Annotated in this window: 8 protein-coding genes; all 8 read left to right on the plus strand. The window is 56.2% G+C overall.

Features of this window, described 5'->3' with window-relative positions; genetic code table 11:
• The first annotated feature begins 2 nt into the window (after positions 1–2).
• A complete protein-coding gene (locus GS535_RS04625; protein ID WP_160792163.1) occupies positions 3–1,421 on the plus strand; it encodes a DNA circularization N-terminal domain-containing protein in 1,419 nt (472 codons plus the stop codon).
• Complete coding sequence (locus GS535_RS04630; RefSeq protein ID WP_160792164.1) at positions 1,411–2,718, plus strand: phage baseplate assembly protein; 1,308 nt, start codon at positions 1,411–1,413, stop codon at positions 2,716–2,718. Before GS535_RS04625 ends, GS535_RS04630 begins: the two co-directional genes overlap by 11 nt.
• Positions 2,715–3,251, plus strand: a complete 537-nt coding sequence (locus GS535_RS04635) for a phage baseplate assembly protein (protein ID WP_160792165.1) — start codon at positions 2,715–2,717, stop codon at positions 3,249–3,251. Before GS535_RS04630 ends, GS535_RS04635 begins: the two co-directional genes overlap by 4 nt.
• Positions 3,248–3,772: a hypothetical protein gene (locus GS535_RS04640; protein WP_160792166.1), complete on the plus strand. Its 525-nt coding sequence runs from the start codon at positions 3,248–3,250 to the stop codon at positions 3,770–3,772. Before GS535_RS04635 ends, GS535_RS04640 begins: the two co-directional genes overlap by 4 nt.
• Before the next feature lie 305 nt (positions 3,773–4,077).
• Complete coding sequence (locus GS535_RS04645) at positions 4,078–4,578, plus strand: phage GP46 family protein (protein WP_160792167.1); 501 nt, start codon at positions 4,078–4,080, stop codon at positions 4,576–4,578.
• The gene (locus GS535_RS04650; protein WP_160792168.1) at positions 4,575–5,657 is read left to right on the plus strand and encodes a baseplate J/gp47 family protein; all 1,083 of its coding nucleotides are present in this window, start codon (positions 4,575–4,577) and stop codon (positions 5,655–5,657) included. Before GS535_RS04645 ends, GS535_RS04650 begins: the two co-directional genes overlap by 4 nt.
• The gene (locus GS535_RS04655; RefSeq protein ID WP_160792169.1) at positions 5,654–6,283 is read left to right on the plus strand and encodes a putative phage tail protein; all 630 of its coding nucleotides are present in this window, start codon (positions 5,654–5,656) and stop codon (positions 6,281–6,283) included. Before GS535_RS04650 ends, GS535_RS04655 begins: the two co-directional genes overlap by 4 nt.
• The coding region (locus GS535_RS04660) for a hypothetical protein (RefSeq protein ID WP_160799165.1) at positions 6,276–8,906 on the plus strand (2,631 nt) is incomplete at its 3' end. The genes GS535_RS04655 and GS535_RS04660, both read left to right, overlap by 8 nt.

Consider the following 8,906-nt stretch of genomic DNA (forward strand, 5'->3'; position numbering starts at 1 on the left):
TCATGGGTGATCTTAGCTTTGGCTTGAGTGGCCTTGCAGGGCCTGAACTTTCCGCTTTGGGTGGGGGCATGGCCGGTGGGCTGCTCAGCCGCTTTGCCAATTATGCCTCTCTCGGTGGTGTATCTTTTGCCGTCATTGACTCTAAAGAAGAGATTGGCCGACGCATTAACCGCGTGCTGTTCCCTGACCTCCCGCCCAGCAAGCAGGTCTTTCAAGATTTTGGCGCGATTGATACGCCCATCACCATTACCGGCGTCATTGTGGGTGATGATTACGTCATTCGTGCCACGCGAATGCGCAAAACCCTCGCCAAACCGGGGCGAATGACGCTGTTGCACCCTTGGTGGGGGCGACTGAAAGTGCGCCTCGTCCACCCCGCACAGATTAGCTTTAGCGAGCGCCAAATCCGTGTGGCCCATTTCCAAGCGGTTGTGGTGCGCGACCCCGACCCGCCCGCTAAAAAAGGGTTCTTCGGGTCGCTCATTGATACGGTTAATGACCTGCTTGAACAAGCGGACGGCTTGATGGATGACGTTCAAGAGGCCGTAGCTTCTGTGCTTTCTGCCGTCTCGCTGCCCTTAGCGTTGGTCAATTCTGTGTCATCGCTGATCTCTCAAGGGTCTGGGATATGGGATAGCCTGACTGAACGCGCGCCCGAGCCGATCAAGGCGGCCATGACCGCTCCGCAAGCGGCGATGAACACGGCCATTGTGCCGCCCCAACGCAATATCGACCAAAGCTATGCCAACGCTGTGTCAGCGGCTTTGATCGCCGTGCCTGCCTCCTTAGCGGGCTGTGTCAGCACGGAAGAGAGCAGCGTGATCGCGCCTGTGTCTGAAGGAACAGACCGTGACGGAACCGCCGACAATGAGCCCATCACCGGACAGCAGATCGCGTCTCTTCTCCTTGCTGGGTCTGAACAATTTGGACAGCTTGCTGATCGTCTCAGCCAAAGCAACCCCGACCCGTCCGCCGTCCTCGCCTTGGGCGTTGCCGCGCGAGCGGTGCTTGTCAGTCAGCTGGCCTCCGCCTGGGCCGATTGTGTCTTTGTCAGCAATGAAGACGCCCAAGCTCTGCTCACTCAAATAACAGACGCCATTGACGGGCTGACCAATGATGTCGTGGCCGCCAGTGGTGGGCAGACACGCGTTGCCTTGCAGCCGCTTTTTACCCGCCTGCAAAAGCTGCGCTGTGCGTTCATCAATGACGGTTCTGCTCAAATTGGCTCCCTGCCGACGGTCGTGGATGTGCCTGTCGCCGTGCCGCGTTCGCTATGGGCGCTGACATACGCGTTGCAGGGCGATGATGTGAGCACGGTTCAGCCCATGCTCGATGATGCGGTGAGCCGTAACGCCATCCTCCATCCCGGCCATGTCGGCCCCACCACATTGGCGATGTTGGAGAATGACAATGAGTTCTGAGCATATTGTTGTCCACCGGAACCGTGTGGCGAACCTCTTTCTTGGTGGGAAAGAATGTCTGTTCTGGCAGTCCCTTGAGGTCGGGATGGACCTCGGCAATCTCGCCAGCATCTGGCGGGCGGAGCTGCGGCTTCCCGTGCCACTTCCCAAAGGGGCCATGCCCAAGATTGGGCAGTCTGTGCGTATTGAGATTGCGGGGCAACCGATCTTAAAAGGCTGGCTGGAGGCGATTAACACGCGCGGTGACGACCATAGTCTGAGCGTGACCGTCTCGGGTCGTGATCTGGCGGGTGATCTCGTCGATTGCGCGGCCCAAGCGCAAGGGCCGGGCCGGATGGATAAGGTTAGGCTTGAAGCCATCGTGGGCACTCTCTCCCAACCCTTTGGCCTATCGGTGCAATCGGTGGTGGATACGGGCGCTCCCTTTGAGGTGGTGGCCTTTGACACGAGTGCGAAGGCCATTGATGTCATTGAGCAACAATCGCGCCAGCGCGGGGTGTTGGTGACATCCAACGGGTTGGGTCGTTTGCTACTGACCAAGCCCGGTTCCACACGGGCGGAAGAAAAGATCGTCTATCCCGGTGGGAATGTGCGGGCGATGGAAGCGCGGATCACGCAGCGCTTTTCGGACCATATCGTTAAAGCACAAGGCCGCTCGCGCCATCGCGGCACCAAAGCGCCGCTTTTCCCCGGTTTGGCGGCAGGTAGTCCGGCCCGCATTAAAGGCATGGGCGCTCATGAAGAGCGAGCAGCTTGCCAGTTTGGTTATTGCCATGATGGCGGTGTGGGCCGCTATCGCCCACGGGTCTATCTGGCACGAACGAGTAGCGACCAACATCCTCAGCTTTCGCGCTCTGGAGATGCTCTAGACACGCTCCTCACACAGTCCCAGCGCCAGAAGAAGCCGGGCTATCGCAAAGCGACTGCTCCTACACAAGCTGAAACCAAGCCCCGGAAAGCAGGTCAGCCTTATTCGCTGGACGACCAAGCGGCATGGCGGATGCGCACGTCACGCGCGGGCGCTACCGCCTTTATTTACACCGTGCCCAGCCTGACGACATCGACAGGCGCTCTATGGCGGCCCAATCAGCTCGTCCATGTGACCGACCATGTGAATGGGATTGATGGCGATATGCTGATTGCCGGGGTGACGTGGTCGATCAATGAGCGCGAGATGAGCACCAAGCTCTCTGTCGTGCCGCCCGATGCGTATGACCTGACAGGCCAAGCTGACCGCACGCCCCGCCATGGACGTTCTGTGCGTAAAGCGGGTTTAGCTGGGAGGCATAAACGATGACTGTCTTGGACATCTACCACACCATTCGTTCGCAAATTCTGCGTGCTGTGGTCAAAGCACTAGATGATAGCGGACCTGAGCAGCGCGTGGCGCTGAAGACCCATGCAGGCCAAGAACGCACCGCGATCCCCGTGCATTACCCGTTCGGTTTTGGAGCGCATGTGCCACTCGATGGCGCGGTGACGCATGTGCTTCAAAATGGCAGCGACCCATCGGACCTCGTGGCGATGCCGCCCTCCAATCCGGGAGCGGCCCGGTTGGGCGGCCTGCAAGAAGGCGAAAGCGTGCTTTATGATAGCGTCGGGCAGCGTGTCCTTCTCAAATCTGGGCAGATGGTCGAGATTGACGCAACACAGGCCGTCAATGTGAAAATCGCCGGGAAACCCGTCATGACCGTGACAGAGGCCGGTGTGCAGATTAACGGGATTGTACAAGCCAGCGGCGATGTCACAGCAGGATCAATCTCGCTTCAGCATCATGTGCATGGCGGTGTGCAAGTGGGCGGCGGAACAAGCAAAGGACCAACATCATGACCGTTAGTCGATCAGCGTATCTCTGGCTTTTGGATGAGAAAAAGAAACTGGCAGAGGAAGGGTATAAGGAAATCATGGCTTCTTATGAGCAGCTTAAAGCGCGGCTCTTGAGTATCTTGACCTTTTCAATTACGCTCAGTTCAGCCTGTTACACAGGAGCCGCAACAGGTGGAACTTATTCACCGCTATGTCTGCTTATGGCGCTAGGCTTTACGGGCACTGCTTTTCTATGCGGTTTAGGACTTTATCCAACACCGGTCCGAACAAAGAACGTAAAGACTGATGCTCTAGATATTGTGTTAAATGTGGAGCCTGCTGTCGAGAGTAAGGAAGATACCTATAAGCGTCTTACATATTTTATTGAAACAACTTCTCTGGAAAATGCCCGTAGCCTTAGCAAAGATCGCCGCTATTTAAAGCGTGCATGGCAAGTGCTTATTGGCACGCCATTTGTATCATTTCTTTTGGTCTGTATGGGACGGCTTGTCATCTGGATAGTGTATTGGGAGGGTTGGGCCTAAAATGACTTCTCCTAACCCTTTACTATGAAGGGTCACTCTCTCCTGCGACGCATAACTATTACGTTCATCATGTTCAGCCGCCTTTAAAATATCAGTAGCACTTGGCTTTTCATTGGATGGTTTCGTTTTATTACTGTCACTCATGAGGCCCTCCTGCAAAATAAAGCCATTATGAGAGGGAGTCGTGTCAATATTTCCGGCATTGAAGAGAGTATAAAACACCCTTCAAACACCGTTTTCACCCCCATTTCGGGGTATAGGTTGGAGTCCTGAAAGTTCATACAGACCTTCCGTAATGTGTCTGTATGACACGACGTTCCTTCTTTTCCACCATTGCTGTCGCGCCCAATGCTGATGGGCGTGCTGACTTGGTCATTACCCCCACCGGCGGTGGCGGGGGGCGCGTGTCATTTGACACAACGCTTTCCTCCCCTTTGCTGATCGCTCTTTCTGCTGATCGGCGGGCGGCGCCTGATGATGTGGTGCCGCCTTTGCTGACCGCCCCGACAGGCACCGCAACACCCTTTGGGGCGAAACGTGGCTGGGTGGGTGATGTTCTACTCACCGATGGGCAACGGCTCGGCTCCAAGCTTTGGCTGCTTGAGCGAGCCAAGCGCTCCGAGGCCACACGGTTGGATGCTGAAGATTACGCCCATGAGGCCGTCGCTGCCATTGGCGCTTATCACAACATTGATCTGTCCGTTGAAGCAACGTGGCAGCCCGCCACGGCTGGCATAGTGCGAGCGCTGACCGTGCGGGTTTCTGCTGGGGAAAGTTCGGCTTTTAGAAAGGTGCCGACGCTATGAGTCTGTCCATTCCGACACCGCAAGAGTTAGCGCAACGAATTGTCACGTCACTTGCCCAACAGAGCTTTACCGCCAGCGATGGTTCAATCGTTCGGCTCGATGCCACAGCACCGGGCACGTTTGAACAAGTGCTTTCTGTGGTTTTAGCGTTGGGAGATTATGAGACTTATCTCTTCCTTCAAGGCCGCGCGCTGGAATTTCTGCCCTCAACGGCGACTGTCGGCAATGGGGGGCTCCTCCCTGTTCATGCCGATATCTGGGGCGTGCCGCGCATTGGCCCGCAAGCTTCTGTTGGACGTGTGGTGGTTAGTGCCACGCAAGACGTCACGATACCGCAAGGGGCATTGCTGACCGTTGATGGCTCAGTTCAATGGGCGCTCAATGAGGCTGCAACGGTCTCGGCCAATGGGTCGGCCTCTCTTGCTGTGACCTGCACCACGACAGGCACAGCGGGCAATCTGACAGCCAATACGCCGCTCAGTTTTGTGTCTCCCATCGCGGGCATCAGCAGCGTTGGTGTCGATCAAGACGGGCTGGCTGGAGGGGCTGACAGTGAACCCGTGGAAAGCTGGCGGTCACGTATCATTGATAAAATCCGCAACCCTTATAATGGCGGCACCGCACAGGATTATCGCACTTGGGCGTTGGCTGCTGGGGTAGCGTTGGTTCATGTCGTGCCCTCCTACACGGGGGCTGGCACTGTGGGTGTGATTGTGGCTATGAGCGGCCCGCGTGTGCCGACCTCTGAAGAGCTCGCGCGTGTTCAAGCCTATATCGACGAGCGCCGCCCCATTCGTGGCAATGCCACCGTCTATGGCGCGACTTTTATACCACAAACCCCCATTGTGCGGCTTGGTTTGGATAATCAGCCCAACCGGCAAAAGGTGCAGGCCGCTTTGGCGGCCATCATCGACGGGGTGGGCATTGGCGGCACCTTATATGTCGAAGCGCTCCAAGCCGCCCTCTTTGACACGGTGGGGGCGCAATCTCAGCTGCTGAACCCCGGTGCTGACATCACGTTCGCCGCCAATGAGATGCCCGTCATAGACGCGGTTCAATGGGTGGAGAAAACGCCATGAGTGCGCTCAACGCCCCACGGTCAGCTTCTGAAATTGCCCGCCAATGGCGCGAAGAACTCATGCCAAACGGCTCGGCACTCGGCGGGCCGAATATGAGCGCCCTCATGGCCGCTCTGGCTGGCCCGCGTGACGTGCTGGAAGGCGACATTGCCTCTGTCTGTCGTGAAATATGCCCCGCTGACGCGCACACTCTCTTGGCTGATTACCGCGACCTCTTAGGGCCTGACCCGTTCGGACGCGACACGGGCACCTTAAGCGATACTGAATGGCGCACAATCCTACAGCAACGCTGGACGGCGCGAGGCGATCAACGGCCCGCTTTCTATATCGCGCTGGCCAAAAGCTGGGGCATCGATATTACCATTGAAGAGCCCGATGCGCCCATTTGTGGCGTGACGACCTGCGGCACGCAAGCCTGCGGGGATGAGGCGTTGCGGTTTATGTGGATTGTCCATCTCCCCTCCGGCATCACGCAGGCGATCTGTGGAGCGGTTCAATCGGGGCGGGCGCAATGCAAGCAAAATGACAGCAATGTCTATGCCCATCTTCAAGCCGTATTTCGGCAGCTCAAGCCCGCAGATACCGAGGTGTATTTCATTCATAAAGGAGACTGGATTGATGGCTAATCCGCAATGGCCGAGCTTCCCCGGCGTGCCGAATATGACAACGGATGCGGACGGACGCCCGCAGCCACAAGACCTCATTCCCGGTAAGCAGCTCGGCACGCCGCTGGATGCCGCATTTATCGGGCGTATTATTCGCGCTTTGTGCGACTTACGTGACGCGATTGATGACGACGAGGGAAATAAAGTGAACCGCTCAGGCGACACGATGTCGGGCGATTTGACGATCAGTGGCGCGGCATCGTGGGCGAACACATTATTCGGCGGAAAATGCGTCAGTGTTGTCGCTGGTCAAAAGTCTAACAGCTACCTGCAAACGCAGATCGTCAACGGCAACACCGTTGCGGTCATTGGGGTGCAAGACAATGACGGGGCGTGGCATAATTGGAGCTTTAACGCCGTTGATGGAACAGCTACGACGCCAAGCGGAAAAATCCTCGCAACTACGGACGCTATCGCCACTGAGACACAACGTGCGGAGAATGCCGAGGCGGCATTGTTGCCCCTCTCTGGCGGCACGATAACGGGGGCACTTTATTCAGGTGGAATGTTCCAGCAAGGCGATCTGGAACTGACGCAGCCTATCGGAGCGGCTTTAGCGGACGAACAGTTCTTTCTTCAGCTTGTGAACGATACCAAATCCAGCACAACATGGGGACGGCTTGTCCTGCGCGATGGTAGTGGGAATTTCCATGTGCCCATCCAAGTCGACAACCATGACAAGACGACTATCAATGGGACATTGAACGTCACAGGACAGGCCGGGTTTCAAAGCTCCGTATTGTCTCAAGGCACGTTCCAGCAGGGCGATCTTCAAATGACGATGCCTATTGGCGCTGGCTTTTGGGACATGCAGTTCTTCCTCCAGCTTGCCAATAATGCCAAAACAAGCACGACCTACGGGCGGCTTGTTTTGAAAGACAATGGCGGCAATTACTTCGTCGCGCTTCAAATCGACAATCATGGGCATGTTACGGACGCGCAAGGGCGCGACTTCCTCACCAAACCTGAAGCGCAGGCCGCTTATTTGCCGCTGTCAGGTGGGAACCTCACGGGGGCGCTTTATTCAACAGGCACATTCCAACAGGGAAGCCTTGAGCTGACCCAGCCGGTCGGAGCGGCTTTAGCGGACGAACAGTTCTTCCTTCAACTCGTCAATGAAACGAAAAACGGAACAACCTGGGGACGGCTTGTCCTGCGTGATGGTGGTGGAAATTTCCATGTGCCCATCCAAGTCGATAACCATGACAATACGACCGTCAATGGGACGTTGAACGTCACAGGACAGGCCGGGTTTCAAAGCTCTGTCTTGTCCCAAGGCACGTTCCAGCAAGGCGATCTGCAAATGACGATGCCTATTGGCGCTGGCTTTTGGGACATGCAGTTCTTCCTCCAGCTTGCCAATAATGCCAAAACGGGCACCACCACCGGGCGTCTTGTTTTAAAAGACAATGGCGGCAATTACTTCGTCGCGCTTCAAATCGACAATCATGGGCATGTTACGGACGCGCAAGGGCGCGACTTCCTCACCAAACCTGAAGCGCAGGCCGCTTATTTGCCGCTGTCAGGTGGGAACCTCACGGGGGCGCTTTATTCAACAGGCACATTCCAACAGGGAAGCCTTGAGCTGACCCAGCCGGTCGGAGCGGCTTTAGCGGACGAACAGTTCTTCCTTCAACTCGTCAATGAAACGAAAAACGGAACAACCTGGGGACGGCTTGTCCTGCGTGATGGTGGTGGAAATTTCCATGTGCCCATCCAAGTCGATAACCATGACAATACGACCGTCAATGGGACGTTGAACGTCACAGGACAGGCCGGGTTTCAAAGCTCTGTCTTGTCCCAAGGCACGTTCCAGCAAGGCGATCTGCAAATGACGATGCCTATTGGCGCTGGCTTTTGGGACATGCAGTTCTTCCTCCAGCTTGCCAATAATGCCAAAACGGGCACCACCACCGGGCGTCTTGTTTTAAAAGACAATGGCGGCAATTACTTCGTCGCGCTTCAAATCGACAATCATGGGCATGTTACGGACGCGCAAGGGCGCGACTTCCTCACCAAACCTGAAGCGCAGGCCGCTTATTTGCCGCTGTCAGGTGGGAACCTCACGGGGGCGCTTTATTCAACAGGCACATTCCAACAGGGAAGCCTTGAGCTGACCCAGCCGGTCGGAGCGGCTTTAGCGGACGAACAGTTCTTCCTTCAACTCGTCAATGAAACGAAAAACGGAACAACCTGGGGACGGCTTGTCCTGCGTGATGGTGGTGGAAATTTCCATGTGCCCATCCAAGTCGATAACCATGACAATACGACCGTCAATGGGACGTTGAACGTCACAGGACAGGCCGGGTTTCAAAGCTCTGTCTTGTCCCAAGGCACGTTCCAGCAAGGCGATCTGCAAATGACGATGCCTATTGGCGCTGGCTTTTGGGACATGCAGTTCTTCCTCCAGCTTGCCAATAATGCCAAAACGGGCACCACCACCGGGCGTCTTGTTTTAAAAGACAATGGCGGCAATTACTTCGTCGCGCTTCAAATCGACAATCATGGGCATGTTACGGACGCGCAAGGGCGCGACTTCCTCACCAAACCTGAAGCGCAGGCCGCTTATTTGCCGCTGTCAGGT

This window comes from Saccharibacter sp. EH611 (assembly GCF_009834765.1).
Lineage (GTDB): Bacteria > Pseudomonadota > Alphaproteobacteria > Acetobacterales > Acetobacteraceae > Saccharibacter.